This window comes from Mesoflavibacter sp. CH_XMU1404-2 (assembly GCF_037029465.1).
In the GTDB taxonomy this organism is placed as follows: Bacteria; Bacteroidota; Bacteroidia; order Flavobacteriales; family Flavobacteriaceae; genus Mesoflavibacter.
This window is the reverse complement of sequence record NZ_JAYMEM010000028.1, coordinates 173,010-194,816: the sequence shown is the minus strand read 5'-3', so window position 1 is coordinate 194,816 and position 21,807 is coordinate 173,010. Positions and strand designations below refer to the sequence as shown.

Genomic DNA, 21,807 nt, shown 5'->3' with positions numbered 1-21,807 from the left:
TGCAGAAGAAACTACAGGAGTAGATGATCCAAGTACACCAGCAGATCCAAATGGAAACATAACAGATCCATTCGATATTGATACAGATGGTGACGGAGTAACTGACGGACAAGAAGCATTAGACATGACAGATCCAAATGATCCATGTTCATTAGAGCTTACAAGTCAAACGGAACCAGTTGATTCATCTTGGAACAACTTAGACTGTGATAACGATGGATTAACAAACGGAGAAGAAGTTACAGGAGTAGACGATCCAAACACACCAATAGATCCAAATGGAAACATAACAGATCCATTAGATATCGATACAGATGGTGACGGTGTAACAGACGGACAAGAAGCTGTAGATGGAACAGATCCAAACGATCCATGTTCATTAGAACTTACAAGTCAGACAGAGCCAGTAGATGCAGCTTGGAATGATTTAGATTGTGATAATGATGGATTAACAAATGGAGAAGAGACAACTGGAGTAGATGATCCAAACACACCAGCCGATCCAAATGGAAACATAACAGATCCATTAGATATTGATACAGATGGAGATGGTGTAACAGACGGACAAGAAGCATTAGACATGACAGATCCAAACGATCCATGTTCATTAGAAATTTCAAGTCAAACAGAACCAGTAGATGCAGCATGGAATGATTTAGATTGTGATAATGATGGATTAACAAATGGAGAAGAGACAACTGGAGTAGATGATCCATCAACACCAGCCGATCCAAATGGAAACATAACAGATCCATTAGATATCGATACAGATGGAGATGGTGTAACAGACGGACAAGAAGCTATAGATGGAACAAATCCAAACGATCCATGTTCATTAGAACTTACAAGTCAAACAGAGCCAGTAGATGTAGCATGGAATGATTTAGACTGTGATAATGATGGATTAACAAATGCAGAAGAAACTACAGGAGTAGATGATCCAAGTACACCAGCAGATCCAAATGGAAACATAACAGATCCATTAGATATCGATACAGATGGAGATGGTGTAACAGACGGACAAGAAGCTTTAGATGGAACAGATCCAAACGATCCATGTTCATTAGAGCTTACAAGTCAGACAGAACCAGTAGATTCTGGATGGAACAACTTAGACTGTGATAACGACGGATTAACAAACGGAGAAGAAATTACAGGAATAGACGATCCAAACACACCAGCAGATCCAAATGGAAACATAACAGATCCATTAGATGAAGATACAGATGGAGATGGTGTTAATGACGGACAAGAAGCATTAGATAATACAGATCCAAACGATCCATGTAGTTATAATACAGCAAGTCAAGACTTAGCAACTGTTGAAGCTAACTGGAATAACGCAGATTGTGATGGTGATGGAGTAACTAACGGACAAGAAGTCATTGATGGTACAGATCCATTAGATTCATGTAGTTATGATCCAGCAAACCAAGATATTACAATAGTAACATCTCAATGGTTAGATTCAGATTGTGACGGAGATGGAGTTACAAATGGTGAAGAATTAGATGATAATACAGATCCATTAGACCCATGTAGTTTCAACGTGAATAGTCAAGACGATACGATGACAAGTTCAGAGTACGACTTATTAGACTGTGACGGTGATGGAGTGATTAACGGTGTTGAAATTGCAGACGGAACAAATCCATTAGATAGTTGTGATTATTTAAGTATGAGTCAAGATCTTTCAATAGTAACTCCAGAATGGAATGCTACAGATTGTGATGGAGATGGAGTAATCAATGAACAAGAAATTATTGATGGTACTGATCCTCAAGATTCATGCGATTTCTTAACAGAAAGTCAAGATGTGTCAATCATTTCGGATGAGTTTGCTAGTCTTGATTGTGATGGAGATGGAGTAACTAACGGAGACGAAGCAATAGATGGAACAGATCCAAATGATTTCTGTGACTACTTAGCATCAAGTCAAACTGTTTCAACGTCAGAAGAATTTGATAATGCAGACTGTGATGGAGATAGTGTAAGTAATGGTCAAGAAGAATTAGATGGAACAGATCCTCAAGATCCTTGTGATTTCGATTTCAACAACCAAGATTTATCACTAGCAACAGATGAATGGTTAGCGTTAGATTGTGATGGTGATGGCTTCTTAAATGGAGATGAACCAGCAGATGAAAATGATAACGGAATTCCAGATTATATAGAAACTAATAACGGAAATCCAGATTCACCAGACAACTTAGATATCTTTGATATTATGACTCCTAACGGAGATGGATTAAACGATGTATTTGTAATTAGAGGATTAGAACAATATCCAAACAATACATTAAAAATCTATAACAGATGGGGCGTAAAAGTATACGAAGTTGATGGCTACGGTCAAGACGGTAGATTCTTTAGAGGAGTTTCTGAAGGACGTGTAACAATCAATAAAGATGAAAAGTTACCTGTAGGAACATATTACTACGTATTAGAATATGTTAACAGTACTGGTAAACGAGTTTCTAAAGCAGGTCCATTATACATTAATAGAAAATAAAAACATAAATACCTAGCAGGGTTAACACTCTGCTAGGTCTAATATCACTACAAATGAAAAATACTTTTTTAACTATTTTGATATTAATTACTTTAGGCGTATTCAGTACTAAAGTACAAGCGCAACAAGACGCACAGTACACACAGTATATGTATAATCCTATAAGTATTAACCCAGCTTACGCGGGTACTAGAGACGTTTTTAGTTTTCTAGGTTTATATAGAACACAATGGGTTGGCTTAGATGGTGCACCAGAAACATTTACACTGTCAGGTCATACACCAGTAGGCAATAATGTTGGTTTAGGAATGAACGTTACACAAGATGAAATTTTTATTACTAACGAAACTTACGTAGATATTGACTTTAGTTATAAAATTAACCTTTCAGACGAAGCTAAACTAGCATTAGGTTTTAAAGCTGGAGGACATTTTTTAACTATAGACACTAATAAGTTAAATACAGGAGCTTTTAATCCTGGTGATGCAGATGCTGAGATTAATATAGATAACAAATTTTCACCACAATTTGGTGTAGGAGCATATTACTACACAGATAGTTTTTATTTAGGATTAAGTGTGCCAAATATGTTAGAAACAAAACATTTTGATGAAAATGCAGCTAATAACAATTCATTTGCAACAGCTAAAGAAAGAGTTAACTTCTATTTAATGGCAGGTAAAACATTTGATTTAAATGCAGATCTAAAATTCAAACCATCTACATTACTTAAAATGGTAGACGGAGCACCTATCCAAGTAGACTTATCAGCAAATTTCTTAATCAAAGAAAAGTTAACATTAGGTGCAGCTTACCGTTGGAGTGCTGCATTAAGTGGAATGATTGGTTATCAATTGTCAGACCAATTAATGTTAGGTTTTGCTTATGATAGAGAAACAACAGAGTTGAGACAATATAATGATGGTTCTTTTGAGTTTTTCTTAAGATTTGAGTTATTCAAACGTAACAACAGAATGATATCTCCAAGATTCTTTTAATCAACAAAAAACACAAACAACATGAAAAAAAATATTTACTTCATATTCACTTTTATAGGACTAAGTGTTTTTTCGCTTAAAGCACAAGAGAAAGTTGTAGAAAAAGCGAATAAAGAATATAACGAATATGCATTTGTTGATGCAAGAGAAGCTTATAAACAAGTAGCTAAAGATGGTTATGTAACACCAGATTTATTACAAAGATTAGGTGATTCTTATTATTACACTGCAGATTATATTAACGCAGCTAAATGGTACGGACAGTTATACAATCTTCAAGATGAAAATACAAACCCAGAATATCTTTACAGATACGCATTATCATTAAAAAGTACAGAAGATTATGTGGCTTCTGATATTATAATGGAAGAGTTTTTAGACTCAAAAGGAGAAGATTACAGAGCCAAATTGTTTTTAAACGAACGTAATTATTTAGAAGAAATCGAAGAACAATCAGGTCGTTTTGAATTATCAAACATAGGTTTCAATTCAGAATTATCAGATTTTGCACCAGCTTTTTATAAAAATGAATTAGTTTTTGCATCAAATAGAACCAATGGAAGTGCAACAAGACGTACTCATGATTGGAACGATCAACCATTTTTAGATATTTACAAAGTAAGTAACGCCGAAGAAGATAGAGGATTAGGTCCGCAAAAATTAGATAAAAGTATAAATTCTAAGTATCATGAGTCTACAGCAGTCTTTACAAAAGATGGAATGACAATGTATTTCACAAGAAATAACTACACAAATAAAGACTACAAAGAAGACTCAGAAGGGACAAACAGATTAAAATTATATAGAGCAAAAAAGACAGAAGAAAACACTTGGGAAGTAGAAGAATTACCATTTAATAGTGACGAGTACTCTGTTGCACATCCAGCATTAAGTAAAGATAATAAAACACTTTACTTTGCAAGTGATATGCCTGGCGGAAAAGGAATGTCTGACTTGTATAAAGTATCTATTGAAGAAGATGGTTTTGGTACACCTGTAAGCTTAGGAGATGGTATTAATACAGAAGGAAGAGAAACATTTCCTTTCGTTTCATTTGATGATAAATTATACTTTGCATCAGATGGACATGTAGGATTAGGTGGATTAGATGTCTTTGTTGCAGATATGAAAGAAGATGATTTTGGAGATGTTTACAACGTAGGAAGACCTATTAATAGTGAGTTTGACGATTTTACATTTGTTATCAATAATTTAGGAAAAGGTTATTTTGCTTCAAACCGTGAAGGCGGAGTAGGCGATGATGATATCTATAGCTTCAAAAGTTTAAAACCGTTAAAGACCAATTCAGGTTGTATTCAAGATTTTGCAGGAGTAGTTAAAGACAACAGAAGTGAAGACCCTATAGCAGATGCAAAAGTATACTTATTAAATGCAGAAGGAAAAGTAATAGACGAAGCTGTGTCAGAATTTGACGGTTCATTTACATTTAAAGACTTAACTTGTAGTACACAATATTCAGTACGTAGTCAGAAAAAAGATTACACTACTGCCGAAAAAGCTTTTGCAACAGGAAAGAAAAACGGTACTGTAGAGCGTACGTTGTTTATGAAGCAAGGTAACGATTTAGGTCCAACAGCAGCGCCTGTAGGATCAGATTTAGTAAAAGTGTTAGGATTAAATATCATCTATTTTGATTTAGATAAAGACTACATTCGTCCAGATGCGCAAATCGAATTACGTAAAGTAATAGCAGTAATGAAGTTATATCCAACAATGAAAATAGATGTAAGATCTCATACAGATAGTCGTGCTAATGACAACTACAACATGGATTTATCTAACCGTAGAGCACAATCTACAATAGATTACATTGTTAATGTTGGAGGCATAAGCAAAGACAGATTAACAGGTAAAGGTTACGGAGAAACACAACTTGTAAACCGTTGTAGTAACGGTGTTAAGTGTAGTGAAACCGAACATCAATTAAACAGACGTAGCGAGTTTATTATAGTAGAATAAACAAGCAATAAACCTTAACTAACAAACTAAAAGTGCTTCTAAACAGAAGCACTTTTTTTATACTTACATTTCAAAATACTAAATAATGCTTAAAAGGCTTTTAACAAATTTCCTATTTTGTAAATTTGTTAGACTTAAAAAATAAAATGGCAGAAGAAAAAGTAATTTTAGTAAACGAAAAAGACGAGCAAATAGGGTTAATGCCTAAAATGGAAGCGCATGAAAAAGCATTGCTTCATAGAGCATTTTCAGTATTTGTATTCAATGATAAAAACCAGTTAATGTTGCAACAACGCGCATTAACCAAGTACCATACACCAGGTTTATGGACCAATACCTGTTGCAGTCACCAACGTGAAGGCGAAAGTAACATAGCAGCAGGAAAAAGACGTTTAATGGAAGAAATGGGCTTTGTAACAGAGTTAGAAGAAAAAACATCGTTTATCTATAAAGCACCTTTTGAAAATGGGCTTACAGAGCACGAATTTGACCACATTATGGTTGGATATTACAATGATGAGCCAAACATTAATAAAGATGAAGTAGAAGCTTGGAAATGGATGTCTTTAGACGAAGTTAAAGTTGATATAGAATTACATCCAGAATTATACACCGCTTGGTTTAAAATTATTTTTGAGAAGTTTTACGAATTTATAAAGCATTAATCAATGAAAGTAACCGTTAGCAGAAAAGCACATTTTAATGCAGCACATAGACTGTATAGAAAAGACTGGACAGAAGAGCAAAACAATGATGTTTTCGGTAAATGTAATAATCCAAGCTTTCATGGTCATAATTATGAGCTTATTGCACACGTTACAGGAGAAATTGATCCCGAAACAGGTTACGTAATTGATATGAAAATCTTAAAAGATATCATTAGAGAAGAAGTAGAAGATGCTTTTGATCATAAAAATCTAAATGTAGACGTACCAGAATTTAAAAACCTTAACCCAACAGCAGAAAATATTGTTGTCGTTATCTACAATAAAATAAAGGCCAAATTAGACCCAAAATTTCAGCTACAGGTCACTTTGTACGAAACACCACGCAATTTTGTAACCTATCCTTCAAAATAATTAGTATAAACCTATCAAAAACCAAGTTACATAGTGAAGATAATAAACTTTATATGTAGCTTTGCGCAAATTAAATTTTAAATATCATGGCAAATAAAAGAGACCTAAAAAAAGACATTAATTACGTTTTAGGAGATATTATTGAAGCTGTTTATATCTGGGAATATGCAAATACAGATAAAGACACAAAAGAAAGTGAAAAAATTATTGATGATGCAATAACAACTTTTGACGAGTTAATAGCAAAAGTAAACGCTAAAGATGTTGAAAATAAGAAAGTTCACTTTAAAGGTATTCAACAAGAACTAGAATACAAAGGTAGAGCGTTAATAGAAAGAATTAACAAATTAGGATAATTTTTTAAAAAAAAGTTTGCAAATATCATTTCTCAAATTATATTTGCACTCGCTTTGCCGATGTAGCTCAGCTGGCTAGAGCAGCTGATTTGTAATCAGCAGGTCGTGGGTTCGAGTCCCTCCATCGGCTCTAAAGCTCCTCAATAAAATGAGGAGCTTTTTTTTATTAATAAAAGTTGATATTTGATTATAAAAAAAGCCATTCAATTTCTGAATGGCTTTTTTAGTTTTTTAAAAGAAAGAAATAATATTATTCATTCTCTTCAGCTTTACGTTCAGCAATATATTCTTCTAATTGTTTACCGTATTTAGAATTTTTAATTTCAGGCGTTAATACCTTATTTATAGTGTCCAATAAATTTAATCTAGCATCGTAGATTTCAGAAAGCGCAATATAAGGAGCAACTTCACTGTCTTTATTATTTATAGCAAAGTTAACTGCATATAAATACTTTCTTTTTGTGTAACCTTCTAAAGCTTTTTCGGTTTTAGCTATAGCAACAGAATCTTTGTTTTTTAAAGCATCTAAATTTTCTTTAAATACATCAAGATTTTTGTTGTTTATTTTGTTCATTATCTCAAGATATTCTTGATAAAGTGCTTGTTGTTTAGAACCTTCAATTTTAGCGTAAAAATTAAAGTTTTCTAATTTGGTGTAAATTTTGGTTACACCTTTATCTCCAAAGAAAGATATACGATCATTTTCTTTAGAGTTTTTATCTAAATACAAATGAAATACTTCTGGCTCATCAATCTCTGTTTGTAATGTAAAGTTAGAATCGCCATTTACAGTTACAGAATCTACAGTAACTAAAGTTGTATCAATTACTTTTTTTAGGTAAACAGTACCTTTTTTTAAACCTTTAACGGTAGCTTCAACAGTAAGTTTTTTTCCGCTTTCACCGCAAGAAAAAATAATTGTTACAAGAAGTAGTACTAAGATTTTTTTCATTTTTATTTAATTTTTAGTGGGCAAATATCTTATAAAAATCACAAAAATACTAACTAGCTGCAGCTAATTGCATTAAAATAGTACAGCCAATTGCAGCTATTGTACCAACAGCATAGCCAAATACAGCTAACAATACTCCAACTGTTGCTAACGAAGGATGAAACGCAGATGCAACTATTGGCGCTGATGCTGCACCACCAACATTAGCTTGGCTACCAACTGCTAAAAAGAAGTAAGGTGCTTTAATGATTTTTGCTATTAAAATTAATAGTAAAGCGTGAATACTCATCCAAACTAATCCAATTGCAATTAATCCTACATTGTCAAAAATTAAGGTCAAATCCATTTTCATACCAATACTTGCGACTAAAATATAGATGAACACACTACCAAATTTACTTGCGCCAGCACCTTCATAATTTCTAGCTTTGGTAAAAGAAAGTAGTATGGCAATTACAGTTGAAATACTTATCATCCAGAAAAAAGAACTATCTAAAAAAGTAAATACATTTTTAAGCGTTTGATTTTCTATTCCTGCAACAATACTTTCAAAAAACGGAGCTAAAATATCTGCAAATAAATGTGCCATACTAACAGTACCAAAAGCAATAGCTGCCATTAGCATTAAATCTGTTAAAGATGGATTACGTTTTACACTTTCGGTAAACGAAGACATTTTTTCCTTTAAAGATTCAATAGAAGAAGTATCTGCTTTTAACCATTTATTGATAGCGTTTCTTTTTCCTATTCCTATTAATAATAGAGCCATCCATAAATTAGCAACAACAATATCTACAAACACCATTCCGCCATAAAGTTTTTGATTATAGCCATATATTTCTAGCATTGCGGTTTGGTTTGCGCCGCCACCAATCCAGCTTCCAGCAAGGGTTGATAATCCTCTCCAAACAGCATCTGGACCAACACCACCAACAGTTTCTGGAGAAACCATAGAAATCAATAAAATAGCTATTGGTCCACCAATTATAATTCCCACTGTACCAGTAAAGAACATAATTAGAGCTTTCCAACCTAAATTAAAAACACCTTTTAAGTCAATACTTAACGTCATAAGTACTAAAGCAGCAGGTAAAAGATATCTGCTAGCTACAAAATAAAGGTCTGTACTGTGTTTAGTGATTTCGCCTGTGTCTGTATTTGTTGTTTCCCATTCTGGAGCAATTAAACCAATTGTAGTTAAAACAGCTGGTAACATGTAAGCCATAAATAGTCCAGGAACTATTTTATAAAATTTTTCCCAAAAGCCACCTTTTAAAGATTCTGTGTAAAAAATAGCACCAAGTGCTAACATTAATATTCCAAAAACAATGGTGTCGTTAGTAAATAATGGTTCGTTCATAATTTAGTTTTATAGTTACCGCAAAATAATCAAATAAAACTGTAATAAAAAGGACTTAAAATAAAGTTTGGCACAGCATTTGTTTTATTTAAAGTGTAATCAATTATGATGACTTAGTAACGGTGTGGTTACCTAAACTAACGAGTAATGATTACTCATATTTTTGGTTGGTTAGTATGAAAAAGCATCTCTTTTTGAGGTGCTTTTTCTATGTTATAAACTTTAACAAAACTTTTAAATTATAATCGTAAGGAAATCAGTATTATATAGACTAAATGTATGTAATATTTGTGAAGACGTGATTATGGTGTGGTTACCATAATTAAATAGCAAAGATTATTCATATTTTTGGTTGGTTAGTACGAAAAAGCATCTCTTTTTGAGGTGCTTTTTCTGTTTTTATAAATAAATGAAGTTTGGCACAGCATTTGTTTAATATAAAGTGTAATTAATTATGTTGACTTAGTAACGGTGTGGTTACCTAAACTAACGAGTAATAATTACTCATATTTTTGGTTGGTTAGTATGAAAAAGCATCCTTTTTAGGATGCTTTTTCTATTTAGATATGTTTTGTGTTTACTTATTTAATAAAGTCTGCAATAGCTTTAATTAAACCTTCTGCAATTGGTCTTTGAGTTTCAGCATAAGATTTTGAATTTTCTAAATCATCACCTTCTATAGTGACAAGTACGTGATTCATGTTTTCTATTATTTTTAAAGTTGCTTCTTCATTAGCTTCTTTTAAAAGTTTAGCTTCATTTTCACTCACTTGTAAATCTTTAGTTCCGTTTATAACTAAAACAGGCATTTCTAAAGATTTTATGACTTCAGTTGGATTGTACTGCATCCAATTAATCATAAATTTTTGAATTTCAATATTAAAAATAGAAGACAACGCCATAGGATAATCTGTAGTTGTTTTTCCTTGTTTTAAAGTTTCAAATACACGTTTTGTGTCTTCTGTAAAGTTAGGAGCTGTTTTGTTAACTTGTTCAATAATAACCTGATCAATACTTTGTCCTGCACCAGCTAAAGATATAAAACCGTCTGCGCGATCTTTTGCTGCTAGCATACCAACCAAGCTACCTTGACTGTGCCCAATGACATAAATTTTATTAAAGTTTTGGCTGTTTTTAAAATAGTCTATTACAGATTTTGCGTCGGTAACAAAATCGTCAAACATAATATCTTTATCAATGTTGTTAGATTTTAATTGCTTCACAATACGTTTATCATACCTGTAAGTTGCAATGTCATTTTGTGTAAGGCTAACGGCTAATTTTTTTAAACTATTATTCTTTAAAAAGTTTTGGTTACCATCTCTGTCGGTAGGTCCAGACCCAGCAATTAAAATAGCTAAATCAGGTTTTGTTATGTTGTTAGGAGCTAATAATGTACCATCTATATGTTTATTAACCGAAATTTCATGTTTTGTATATGTTGAATCTTGTGCTACAATGATAGAACTAAAACAAAGTGATAAAAAAAGAAGTATTGATTTCATAATAATTTATTTGGATAAAATATGGACAAAAAAGATGCCAATAAAATTATTGATACGTACAAAAATAGCTGAAATTATTTTATCGATGGGTATCGAATTAATGATTTTTTAAACAGCACTTAATCGTAGTTTTAGTGTTTTTTAACGATAAATGTTAAAATTTTATGTATTTCATCGAATATTTATGTTTTTAAACTGTAAGAAAAGGAATTAATATTATGTTTGACATGTACTAAGAATTACATACTTTTTAGTTCAATGGATTAATTAATTAATATTTGCATCTTTTAGATATAGAGACCCTAAATCTAACCAAAACATAAGATGCCAAATAGCATAGAGTCAAGGTTGAGGGACCTTGACTCTTTTGTCTTTAATAACTTCTACTTTATTATTCTAAAGGTTAAATTTATTCTTTGCCCAATCTCTTTTTTTGTTTTTGCAATTTGATGTAGCCAGTAATGTTGTGTTTTGCCTTGCATTAACAATAAACTACCGTGTTGAAGTAATAATTTTTGTTTTAAAGATTTATCATTTCTATGTTTTAAATGAAAGTATCTCTCAGCACCAAAACTAACAGACGCAATTATTGGGTTTTGCCCTAATTCTTTTTCATTATCTGCGTGCCAACCATTACTGTCGTTTCCGTTTCGGTATAAATTAGCTAAACAAGTGGTGAATTTTGCTTTAACTTTAGTTTCAACTTTATCTTTTATTTGCTGTAATTCTTCCGAAAAATCTTCAGGATACATAGTAATATTAGAATAACTGTAAGGTTTACCATTATTACCAAAAAGAGCTGTTAATCTAGGTTGTTTGTAGGTTTTTCCAAAAATAGTAATATCATCTTGTTGCCAATTTATATCTTTTAAAAGTAAATTAAAATATGCATCTGCTGCTTCTTTATTAAAAAAGTTAGGGTAATATTTTATATCAGAATCGGGTAAGTTTAGTGATATGTCTTCCGGAAAAAGCATATTAAAACTGTAGATAAAAATAAGCCCAATACATTAAAAAGAACTGTAACGGAATGCGTAAAATTAATACCCATTTTGGTAATCCTGCACTAGCTTTTTTATTAGTAAGCATATAAAAGTGAACGGTAAAAAACACAACTAGCATTAAAATAATACCATAAATAGCAAGGTTTTTTGTGGAAGGAAAGCACAGTGTTGCACCAAGAATAATCTCAGCAAGACCACTAAGTAACACCATTAATTTGTGTTTAGGAATATAGTTAGGCATAATGCGCATGTACATTTTTGGTTTTACAAAATGCATTATACCAGCCAAAATATACATACACGCCATAGCGTAAAGATGCCAAGGATAAATCATAGTAACTTTTTATTTTATAAATTTAACCTATAATTTATATATCATGAAATTTAGCCTAACCCTTTTATTGTTTTTGTTAACTCAATTCGCTTTTGCTCAGCTACCAGAAGGCTTTGTGTATGCTCAAGATAGTTTGCCGGATTTAAAAGTAGAATTACGTTATTGCTACGATAATAATTTTGTAGGAGAGCAAATTGATGGTTATGTAAATGAAGTTGTGATTACCACAGCACAAACAGTAGACGCTTTAAAAAAAGTACAAGCAGATTTAAAAGCCGAAGGTTTAACACTTAAAGTTTTTGATGCCTATAGACCACAACGTGCAGTCAACCATTTTGTGTATTGGGCAAAACAGGTTAATGATACTATGATGAAACAGTATTATTATCCTAAAGTAGATAAAAGAAATTTATTTAAAGAAGGTTACATTGCTTCAAAATCTAGACACAGTAGCGGTAGTACTTTGGACGTTACTATCGTGAATTTAGAAACCGATGAAGAACTAGATATGGGATCGCCTTACGACTTTTTTGGACCAGAATCTTGGGTGAGCAATACTAATTTAACCGAAAAGCAAATCGCAAACCGACAACGTTTGCAAAACGTAATGCTTAAAAATGGTTTTAGAAACTATCCGCAAGAATGGTGGCATTTTACGTTAAAAAATGAACCGTTTAAAAACCAATATTTTGATTTTTTAGTAGAATAAATTGTTGGTCACTGAGCGTAGTCGAAGTGAGTATAATTTAGTCTTTTTCTTTTAAACGTGCTGATCAATTAGCACAGGATTACCGTCAGGATCTAAAATCACAAAACTTGCTGGACCAGAAGAACTCTCATCTGCTTCTGTGATTAAGGGAATTTGATGAGACTTTATATGTTTTTGAATGTCTCTTACATCTGTAAAGTCTTCTAATTTGTTAGCACTTTCGTCCCAACCAGGATTAAAGGTTAAGATGTTTTTATCAAACATGCCTTGAAATAAACCAACTAGCGCATTACCATTTTTCATGATTAAATAGTTTTTTTCAATCTCGCCAGCAAAAGCGGTAAAGCCTAATTTTTCGTAAAATGCTTTTGATTTATGTATGTCTTTTACAGCAAGACTAACTGAAAATGCGCCAAGTTTCATTATCTAATTTTTTAAAATGAAGTTTTGAAGATAGGTAATTTTTATCAAAATTGGGTTACTGTTTTAAATTCTTAATTCTTTCTAACAATGTTGGATGCGAATAATGCATAAACACGTACGCAGGATGAGGTGTTAAATTACTTAAACTATTTTTAGATAACTTTTTAAGTGAAGTTATTAAAGACTCTGCTTTGTAAGTGTTTTTTGCGTAATCATCTGCTTGGTATTCAAACTTTCTAGAAAACCAGTTCATAATTAATCCTGTGATTTCAGACAGTGGACTGTATAAAATTCCAAAAGCAATTAACCCGATATGAAAGCTTGTTTCTTGCACGCCTAAAGCTTCAGATAATAACGGATTATCTATTAATAGCGACAATATAAAAAGCGTTAAACCTGTTAACAAAATAGAAGAAAATAGATTGAAAATAATGTGCTTTTTCTTGTAATGACCAACCTCGTGTGCTAGTACTGCAACAATTTCATCTTCGTCTAAATCATTAACTAAAGTGTCGTAAAGTGTCACTCGTTTTTCATTTCCAAATCCAGAAAAATAGGCATTGGCTTTTGTGCTTCGTTTTGAACCGTCAATAATAAAAATCTTATCTAGATTAAAGCCAACACTTTCAGCATATTTAGAAATAGAATTACGCAAACTTCCGTCCTCTAAAGGTGTTTGTTTATTAAAAATAGGAACAATTAATCGCGAATAAAATAGGTTGATAAAAATGGTGAAAACAGATACTAAAACCCAAGCATAAACCCAGAACAGATCTTTAGTCGTGTGGTAAAACCATGTGATGATGCCAAGTATGACTCCGCCAACAATTATAGTCATTAACCAACCTTTAATTTTGTCTAAAATAAAGGTGGTTTTTGTGGTTTTATTAAACCCAAATTGTTCTTCTATCACAAAGGTTTTGTAATAAGAAAATGGCGTGGTCAAAATATCACTACCTATCATTATAATTCCAAAAAATATAAGCGTTACCAAAATATTATGGTCTGTAATTTGTCTTGCTAATTGGTCAACAAAAGCAAAACCATCTAAAAAGAAAAACGCCAACGTTAACACAAAAGAAAATGTAGACGTTAATATTCCAAAACGATAGTTTGTAGCTTTGTAGCGTTGTGATTTTTTATACTCGTCTTCATCATAAACATCTTGTAATTCTTCAGGTAATTGGTCTTTATAATGTTTCGCGTTAAACGCATCTAAAATTTTATCAATGATAAAGTTAATGCTTATAATTGCGATGATGATGTAGAATAGGGTAGTGTGATTCATGATAGTATTTTAAATAAAACCTCTTTGTCTTTTAGCTTCAAAAACTAAAATTCCTGCAGCAACAGATACATTCATAGAGTCAATTTTTCCACTCATAGGGATAATGATGTTTTGTGTTGAAGCATCGCGCCAAGCTTGACTTAAACCATCTGCTTCTGTACCTACAACAATAGCGCTGGCTTTAGTGAATTCTTGTTGATGGTAATATGCTGCATCTTGCAAAATAGCACTGTAAATATTGATGTTATTCGACTTTAAAAATGCGATAATATCTTCTGTACTACCAGTCGCAATCGTATTAGTAAATACACAACCAACACTAGATCTTATAATATTAGGATTGTATAAATCGGTTTTAGGATTTGCTAAAATAAAAGCATCTACGTTTGCAGCATCTGCGGTACGTAATAAAGCACCAATATTTCCAGGTTTTTCAGGAGCTTCTGCAATTAAAATTAATGGATTTTCACTATTTAATTTCAAGTTCTCTAATTGATGCGATTTACTTTTTGCAATAGCTACAATACCTTCAGTCGTATCTCTATGCGCTATTTTTTGATAAACGTCTTTAGAGATTTCAATAATTTGAGTAGAATCGTTCAGTTTAGGTAAATTGTTTTCTGGGCAAATTTCAGGATAAAACAAAAGGGTTTCTATATCGTAATGTCCTTGAAGTGTTAATTGTATTTCGCGTAAACCTTCAACAACAAAAAGCCCAGATTTACGGCGTTCTCTAGATTTTTCTTTTAATAAAACAATTTGTTTTATTAGCTGGTTTTGTGTGCTAGAAATTTGTTTGTACGTCATGTTGAATATTTATACTACCTTTAACATTACAAATTTAACCTTTATGAAACAACAATTACTTTTTTTTATCGCTTTAATCACATCTTTTGCTACTTTGGCTCAAGATGACCCTTCTTTTTTTATGACTCCGAATTGTGAAGGAGCAACAGCTACAATAACAGGAACAACAGGAGGAACTTTTATTTTCAATCCAACTCCAGCAGATAGTGCTGCAATTGATGCCATTACAGGCGAGGTTACTGGAGCACAATCACAACAAACTTATACCGTAGAATATACAACAAATGGTACAACGCCAGCAAGCAGTACTTATACGTTTACGGTATTAGAATCACCAATAATTTATCAACCATCGCCTTTAGAGATATGTGACGAGTTAGATGCAAATTATTATGCTTATAATGATGGGTTTGCAGTATTTGATTTAACATCTAAAAATAATGAAATTACTGGTGGTGCTTCTGGATATACAGTTGTTTATTATGAAACTATGGTAGATGCTCAAACAGAGGTTAATCCAATATCTAATCCAACAACATATCAAAATATAATGTCTGGTATACAGACATTATTTGTTAGGGTTTTTGTAAATAGTAGTAGTTGTTTTGATATTACAACTTTAACCATTAGAGTTAACCCTAACCCAACTTCAACAAGTCCAAATAATATAGAAGTCTGCGATGATGACAATGATGGGATTGCTAACTTTGATTTAACAATAAATGAAACTATAATCCTTAACGGAGAAGTAGGCGTTTCAGCCTCATATTATATAGCACTTACAGATGCAGTAAACGCTACAAATGCTATAGCTAACCCAACTAATTTTACAAATACAACATCTTTAAGTCAAAGCATTTATGTAAGAGTAGAAAATGATGTAACTGGTTGTTTTTCGATAGTTAATTTTGATGTTATAGTAAATTTAAGTCCTTCTCCTGTTCAGGATCCTTCAAATTTAGAGGTTTGTGACGATGATAATGATAGTATTGCTGTTTTTAACTTAGCACAAAATGAAAGTGTAATAACTAATGGAGAACCAGGAGTTGTAGTTACTTATCACGAAACTATAATGGACGCACAAAATGATATTAATCAAATAAGTGACGTTTACAATTATCAAAATAGTATTAATCCGCAAGCCATTTATGTAAGAGTAGAAAAAGCTACTACAGGTTGTTCTGTGATAGTTGATTTTGTTTTATCAGTAGTTTCAGCACCAATAGTTAACTTCACAGGATCTAATGAGTTTTGTACAGGAGACAGTTTAACTTTAGATACTAATCTAGATTCGTCCAATTATACTTTTGAATGGTATTATGATGCTGTGATAATTGCTTCTGAAACAAATGAAACTCTTGTTGTAAATCAAGCAGGAACGTATACCGTTGAAGTTACAGACGTTAATAATAGTTGTACTTCAACTCAAACAGTTATTGTTAATGAAATAACATGTGTAGATACAGATAATGATGGTGTTGTAGATGCAGACGAGGATATTAATGGTAACGGTAATCTAGACGATGATGATACAGACCTAGATACAATACCTGACTATTTAGACAGTGATGATGATGGAGATAACGTATCAACTAGTGTAGAAATTAGCATTGCTGCAGGTAGATCCAATAACTCAAATAGTTATGTTTTTATAGATACAGATAATGATTTAATTGAAAACTATCTTGACGACGATGACGATGGAGATGGTGTATTAACCATTAATGAAGACTATAATCTTAATGGAGATCCAACAGATGATGATACCAATAATAATGGTTTGCCAGACTATTTAGATGCTTCTGTAGCTTTAAGCATTGATCAATTTAATGTGTCAGAATTTAAAATTTACCCTAATCCAGCTTCTACTATGCTGAATATTAGTTTCAATGCTCCAAATGAAAACAATTATACCTTAACATTAACAGATATTCAAGGTAAAGTAGTAATTAATCAATTGGTAACCTTGACAGAAAGTTATAGTTTGGATGTTAGTAATTTTAGTAAAGGTGTTTATTTTCTAAAAATTGAAAATGAAAACCAACTAAATCTTGTCAAAAAGATTATTATAGAATAAAAAAAAGCGAGCTAAATGCTCGCTTTTTTTGTTATTGATTTTTATATTTTTCTGAGTAGCGTTTGGCTAATTCTGTTTGATGTGTTTCAAGACTAATATCTCTACCTTGTATAAAGGCTTTAGTTAGTTTGTTGGTGCGCATATCTAAAGCATCACCTTCACTAATAAAAAGTGTGGCATCTTTACCAACTTCTAAAGATCCAACAGTATCATCAATACCCAAAATCTTTGCAGTGTTGTAAGTGATTAAACTTAAAGCTTGTTCTTTAGTTAATCCGTAAGCAACAGTAGTACCAGCTAAAAATGGTAAGTTTCTAGTGTTCATACGTTCCATGTCACCAGCATTTTCAAGACCAACTAAAACACCAGCTTCAACCAATTGCGTAGCTAATTTGTATGGTAAATCATAATCGTCATCACCGCTATTTGGTAAAGAGTGTACGCGTTGTAAAAGCACTGGTACGTTATTTTCTTTTAATAAGTCTGTAACGTTGTTAGCTTCGTAACCACCAACAATTACAGTCTTTTTTATGTTTTGCGCTTTTGCGAAATTAATGGCGTCTGTAATTCCTTTTTCGTTATCTACATGGACATAAAGTATTTTATTACCATTTATTAAACCTTGTAAAGCATCAAAAGGAATATCTTTTGGTGATTTATCACTAGCTTGATAGGCTTTGTTTTCTGCAAAATAGTTTTTTAATTCGTCAACTTCTTTGCTGTAATTTTTGTTTTCGGTTAAAACCATTGGTTCTCCTAACCACCAACGACCACGCGAATATGCTCTTGGCCAATTTAGATGGATCCCATCATCTTCTTTGATAATAGCATCTTCCCAATTCCATGCGTCTAATTGAACAATACTAGACGTTCCAGAAATACGTCCGCCACGAGGCGTAATTTGCGCCATTAATACACCGTTTGGACGCATAGATTCTACAACTTTAGATTCAGTATTATAAGCAATTATACTTCTTACGTGCGGATTCATAGCTCCGATTTCGTCTTCATCATCACTAGCTCTTACAGCATCTACTTCTACTAAACCTAAAGTAGAATTAGGAGCAATAAAACCAGGATATACATGTTTGCCTTTTGCGTCTATAACTTCGCCTTGTCTGGCTATTTTCATCATAGCACTACCAACAAAAGTAATTTTTCCGTTGTCAAACATGATTAAAGAATTTTTAATCACATTACCGTTACCCATATGCAAGGTAGCACCTTCTATAGAGTAAGCATTTGTTTGTTTTGGTGCTGGTGTTTGCTGTGCTAAACCAGAAATACTCACCAAAAGTGTTAGGATTAATATATTTAGTTTTTTCATTTTTTATACGTTTTGATTATACACTTTGTCCTTTTTTAAAACTGATGTTCTACAGAGTCACAGTGTAATAATTCTTTTTCTTTTTTCTCAATTGGCTTTGTCTTTAACCCTTTGTGTTTTGCTTGAAGCATCATTGTGGTTAATTCATTTTTTTCTTTTTCCATTGCTTCGCGAAGTTGTGCATCACGTTCTATATCAAAATAAACGGTACCGTCAATAATTGTTTTTTCTGCTTTAGCATAAATAGATAATGGATGATCTGACCATAAAACAACATCTGCATCCTTTCCTACTTTTATACTTCCTACACGATCATCAATGTGTAATAGTTTTGCAGGGTTTAAAGTAACAAACTTCCAAGCGTCTTCTTCGCTAATATCTCCGTATTTTACACTTTTTGCAGCTTCTTGATTTAAGCGTCTAGACATTTCGGCATCATCACTATTAATAGCAACCGTTACACCAGCATTGCGCATGATTGGTGCATTAAAAGGAATAGCATCGTTAACCTCATATTTATATGCCCACCAATCGCTAAACGTAGATCCGCCAACACCGTGTTCTACCATTTTATCGGCTACTTTGTAACCTTCTAAAATATGTGTGAAGGTATTAATGTTGAAGTTGAATCTTTCAGCAACTTTCATTAGCATATTAATTTCACTTTGAACGTAAGAGTGACAAGAAATAAAACGTTCTTTATTTAAAATTTCTGCAAGTGTTTCTAGCTCGATATCTTTTCGGTAAGGTTTACCGCTTTTCTTTAATGCATCGTATTCTTTTGCTCTTTGGAAATAATCCATATAAACTTGTTCAACACCCATTCTGGTTTGTGGAAATCTGTTTCTACTATCATCGCCCCAATTACTTTGCTTTACGTTTTCACCTAAAGCAAACTTGATAAATTTTGGAGTGTTTGTGTAAATTAAATTTTCTGGAGTTTCTCCCCATTTTAATTTAATAATTGCCGAACGACCGCCAATTGGATTTGCAGATCCGTGAAGTACTTGTATTGATGTAACTCCACCAGAAAGGTTGCGGTAAATGTTAATGTCTTCGGCATCTAAAACGTCTTCTATGCTTACTTCAGCAGTGCTATTATGACCAGCTTCATTGACGCTTGAAGTTGCAATATGTGAATGTTCGTCAATAATTCCAGAAGTTAAATGTTTACCAGTTGCATCTACAATTGTTGCATTACCAGCGCTAAGATTTTTACCTATTTTAGAAATTTTTCCGTTTTTAATTAAAACGTCTGTTTGTTCTAAAACACCTTCAGTTTCATTAGTCCAAACCGTTGCGTTTTTAAATAAAATAGTTTCTTGTTGAGGTAGGCTAGTAAAACCGTAAGCCATGTTAGGATAAGTAACAGGGAATAGTTTTGGTGTTTCACTTTCTTTATCTTCGTCTTTATCGCTTTTTTTCTCTTCAGCTTTTTCTGAAGCTTTTTTAGTAGCGTTAAAAGCAAATTCTTTTCCGTTAGGTAAAATTGCTTTTCCTTTTATATTTTCTGTGTCTGAAATTTTTGAAACAACTCTTACAAACTCTTGTTTTGTAGTGTCAATTGTAGAAAAAGTTAGTGTAAACCATTCGTCAGAAAAGTTAATTTTAGAACCTAACTCTTTATCTTCAGTTATTACTTTAGACTTCAGTTTTTCTATATCTCCAGAGATTGATAATTCGTAATCGGTATTGTTTAATTTAAACGTGTAATCTCCACGCAAGTCTTTGGTGTCCATTGGTGTTATTTCATCTTTAACACCAGTTACCCAGTTTTGATAAATGGTTGTTTCTTTATCAAAAATATCTCCGGAAGTGATTAAAAAGTTAGCATAAGCACCAGTTTTTAAATGTCCTAATTGAGTAGATTTACCTATGATTTGAGCAGGAATAGTTGTTAAAGCTTCTAATGCTTTAGTTTTATCTAAACCATATTCTATAGCTTTTTGAAGATTAGCCAATAAGTCTTTTTCTTCTTTTAAATCATGAGTTGTAAAAGCAAAAGTAATATTGTTATCTGCTAATATTTTAGGGTTTGAAGGTGCTTGATTCCATGCTTTCAAATCAGCTAAACTAACAGAGCTAGCCATTAATGGATCTTCCATATCATATGCATCTGGAAAATTTACAGGTACGATAAACTGTGCGTTTGTCGCTTTGATATCTTTAATCCATTCGTATTCATCACCGCCAGCAATAAAAATATATTGAGTATTAAATTGATCGCCGATTTTATCAAAACGAAGTACATTTTCTTTGCTAGAAGCATTAAGAATTTGAATTTCATTTTTATTAGCATTAAACGCTTCTAAAGCGCGATCTTTCTCTTTTATATTTCCTTTTGCGTACCAATCTGCGTCAAGATTTACTTGTCTTAATAATGCCATAGTACCCATTAAAGATGTTGGGTACATTTGACGTGATGTTTTACTTTTTGAAGTACCGTAAAACTGACCTAGTTTTTCGTCTAATAATCTTGTGGCATCACTACCTTCTGGCGCTAATGTAACTAATACGCCTGTACCTTGTATAATTCCGTCATCAATGTGAGAATTAACAACTCCAAAACCAGCTTTTCTAAGTTTTTCTGCCTTTTTACTATCAAAGTCAAAAAAGTCTAATGCGTTTTGGTCAGGTCTTATGTGATCGTTCCAATAATAACCTTCACGACTTGCATCATATTGAGGTGATCGTCTATTGCTTGAAGCGTTTTCAACAGGTTTCATCCCAAAATAGCTATACGTTTCAATAAATGAAGGGTAAATAGTTTTACCGCTTACATCTACAGTTACTGCGTTTTTTGGTATAGTAACACTAGTACCGCTTGCAACTACTTTTCCATCTTTTATTAAAAGCGTAGCATTATCAACAACCTGTGTTGGAGTAATGTAAATTTTAGCATTTGTAAATGCTGTGTAATTAGAGGTGTTAGTTTTTACACCGTCATTTTTAGGAATGTATTCTTGTGCAAAAGAAGAATAACTGCACAGTAACAGTCCTAAAATACTCAGGATTTTTTTCATAAGAATAGTTAGTTTAAAGTCTTAAAGACATTAAAGATAAGTCTTAAGGCTACCTATTCAAAATGAAGTGTAA

18 protein-coding genes and 1 tRNA gene are annotated in these 21,807 nt (G+C 32.4%); 9 read left to right on the top strand and 10 right to left on the bottom strand.

Annotation, left to right across the window (positions count from 1 at the left end; translation table 11 throughout):
- From WA327_RS12485 to WA327_RS12455, 7 genes are all read left to right on the top strand, one after another.
- Positions 1 to 2,512: gliding motility-associated C-terminal domain-containing protein (locus tag WA327_RS12485; RefSeq protein WP_336070240.1), on the top strand; the 2,512-nt coding region annotated here is incomplete at its 5' end.
- Positions 2,513 to 2,565: 53 nt separating this feature from the next.
- Entirely contained in the window at positions 2,566 to 3,510 is a 945-nt protein-coding gene (locus tag WA327_RS12480; protein ID WP_336070238.1) for a type IX secretion system membrane protein PorP/SprF, read from the top strand.
- A gap of 21 nt (positions 3,511 to 3,531) precedes the next feature.
- Entirely contained in the window at positions 3,532 to 5,490 is a 1,959-nt protein-coding gene (locus tag WA327_RS12475) for an OmpA family protein (RefSeq protein ID WP_336070236.1), read from the top strand.
- A gap of 146 nt (positions 5,491 to 5,636) precedes the next feature.
- Positions 5,637 to 6,155 carry an isopentenyl-diphosphate Delta-isomerase gene (gene idi / locus WA327_RS12470; RefSeq protein ID WP_336070234.1) on the top strand — a complete coding sequence of 173 codons (519 nt, stop codon included), beginning with the start codon at positions 5,637 to 5,639 and terminating at the stop codon, positions 6,153 to 6,155.
- 3 nt (positions 6,156 to 6,158) lie between these two features.
- Positions 6,159 to 6,569, top strand: a complete 411-nt coding sequence (locus WA327_RS12465) for a 6-carboxytetrahydropterin synthase (RefSeq protein ID WP_336070232.1) — start codon at positions 6,159 to 6,161, stop codon at positions 6,567 to 6,569.
- A gap of 86 nt (positions 6,570 to 6,655) precedes the next feature.
- Complete coding sequence (locus tag WA327_RS12460) at positions 6,656 to 6,925, top strand: hypothetical protein (RefSeq protein ID WP_336070230.1); 270 nt, start codon at positions 6,656 to 6,658, stop codon at positions 6,923 to 6,925.
- A gap of 56 nt (positions 6,926 to 6,981) precedes the next feature.
- Positions 6,982 to 7,055: transfer RNA gene (locus WA327_RS12455), tRNA-Thr, on the top strand.
- Positions 7,056 to 7,175: 120 nt separating this feature from the next.
- Here WA327_RS12455 and WA327_RS12450 read toward each other — a convergent pair.
- The 5 genes from WA327_RS12450 to WA327_RS12430 all read right to left on the bottom strand — a co-directional run bounded on the left by WA327_RS12450 (position 7,176) and on the right by WA327_RS12430 (position 12,080).
- A complete protein-coding gene (locus WA327_RS12450; protein WP_336070228.1) occupies positions 7,176 to 7,877 on the bottom strand; it encodes a DUF4369 domain-containing protein in 702 nt (233 codons plus the stop codon).
- Positions 7,878 to 7,926: 49 nt separating this feature from the next.
- Entirely contained in the window at positions 7,927 to 9,237 is a 1,311-nt protein-coding gene (locus WA327_RS12445; protein WP_336070225.1) for a DUF819 family protein, read from the bottom strand.
- Positions 9,238 to 9,818: 581 nt separating this feature from the next.
- Positions 9,819 to 10,742: a serine aminopeptidase domain-containing protein gene (locus tag WA327_RS12440; RefSeq protein WP_336070223.1), complete on the bottom strand. Its 924-nt coding sequence runs from the start codon at positions 10,740 to 10,742 to the stop codon at positions 9,819 to 9,821.
- Between the two features lie 383 nt (positions 10,743 to 11,125).
- A complete protein-coding gene (locus WA327_RS12435; RefSeq protein WP_336070221.1) occupies positions 11,126 to 11,719 on the bottom strand; it encodes an alpha-ketoglutarate-dependent dioxygenase AlkB in 594 nt (197 codons plus the stop codon).
- A gap of 1 nt (position 11,720) precedes the next feature.
- Entirely contained in the window at positions 11,721 to 12,080 is a 360-nt protein-coding gene (locus WA327_RS12430; RefSeq protein WP_336070219.1) for a MauE/DoxX family redox-associated membrane protein, read from the bottom strand.
- Between the two features lie 43 nt (positions 12,081 to 12,123).
- Between WA327_RS12430 and WA327_RS12425 the strand changes: the two genes are divergently transcribed.
- A complete protein-coding gene (locus tag WA327_RS12425) occupies positions 12,124 to 12,789 on the top strand; it encodes a M15 family metallopeptidase (protein WP_336070218.1) in 666 nt (221 codons plus the stop codon).
- Positions 12,790 to 12,840: 51 nt separating this feature from the next.
- Here WA327_RS12425 and WA327_RS12420 read toward each other — a convergent pair whose 3' ends face one another.
- From WA327_RS12420 to WA327_RS12410, 3 genes are read right to left on the bottom strand one after another with little or no spacing between them, the layout of a single operon-like run.
- Positions 12,841 to 13,212 carry a VOC family protein gene (locus WA327_RS12420; RefSeq protein WP_336070217.1) on the bottom strand — a complete coding sequence of 124 codons (372 nt, stop codon included), beginning with the start codon at positions 13,210 to 13,212 and terminating at the stop codon, positions 12,841 to 12,843.
- Between the two features lie 55 nt (positions 13,213 to 13,267).
- On the bottom strand, positions 13,268 to 14,500 hold the full coding sequence (locus tag WA327_RS12415) for a M48 family metallopeptidase (protein ID WP_336070215.1): 1,233 nt from the start codon (positions 14,498 to 14,500) through the stop codon (positions 13,268 to 13,270).
- 9 nt (positions 14,501 to 14,509) lie between these two features.
- Positions 14,510 to 15,307 (bottom strand): RNA methyltransferase, encoded by a 798-nt coding sequence (locus WA327_RS12410; RefSeq protein WP_336070213.1) that lies wholly within the window; start codon positions 15,305 to 15,307, stop codon positions 14,510 to 14,512.
- A 43-nt stretch (positions 15,308 to 15,350) separates the two neighbouring features.
- Here WA327_RS12410 and WA327_RS12405 point away from each other — a divergent pair, with 43 nt between their 5' ends.
- The gene (locus WA327_RS12405) at positions 15,351 to 17,384 is read left to right on the top strand and encodes a T9SS type A sorting domain-containing protein (RefSeq protein ID WP_336070211.1); all 2,034 of its coding nucleotides are present in this window, start codon (positions 15,351 to 15,353) and stop codon (positions 17,382 to 17,384) included.
- A 31-nt stretch (positions 17,385 to 17,415) separates the two neighbouring features.
- Here the strand turns inward: WA327_RS12405 and WA327_RS12400 are convergent, their stop codons facing one another.
- Together WA327_RS12400 and WA327_RS12395 are read right to left on the bottom strand one after the other, a co-directional pair.
- The gene (locus tag WA327_RS12400; protein ID WP_336070210.1) at positions 17,416 to 18,711 is read right to left on the bottom strand and encodes an amidohydrolase family protein; all 1,296 of its coding nucleotides are present in this window, start codon (positions 18,709 to 18,711) and stop codon (positions 17,416 to 17,418) included.
- Positions 18,712 to 18,746: 35 nt separating this feature from the next.
- On the bottom strand, positions 18,747 to 21,734 hold the full coding sequence (locus WA327_RS12395; protein WP_336070208.1) for an amidohydrolase family protein: 2,988 nt from the start codon (positions 21,732 to 21,734) through the stop codon (positions 18,747 to 18,749).
- Positions 21,735 to 21,807: the final 73 nt, after the last annotated feature.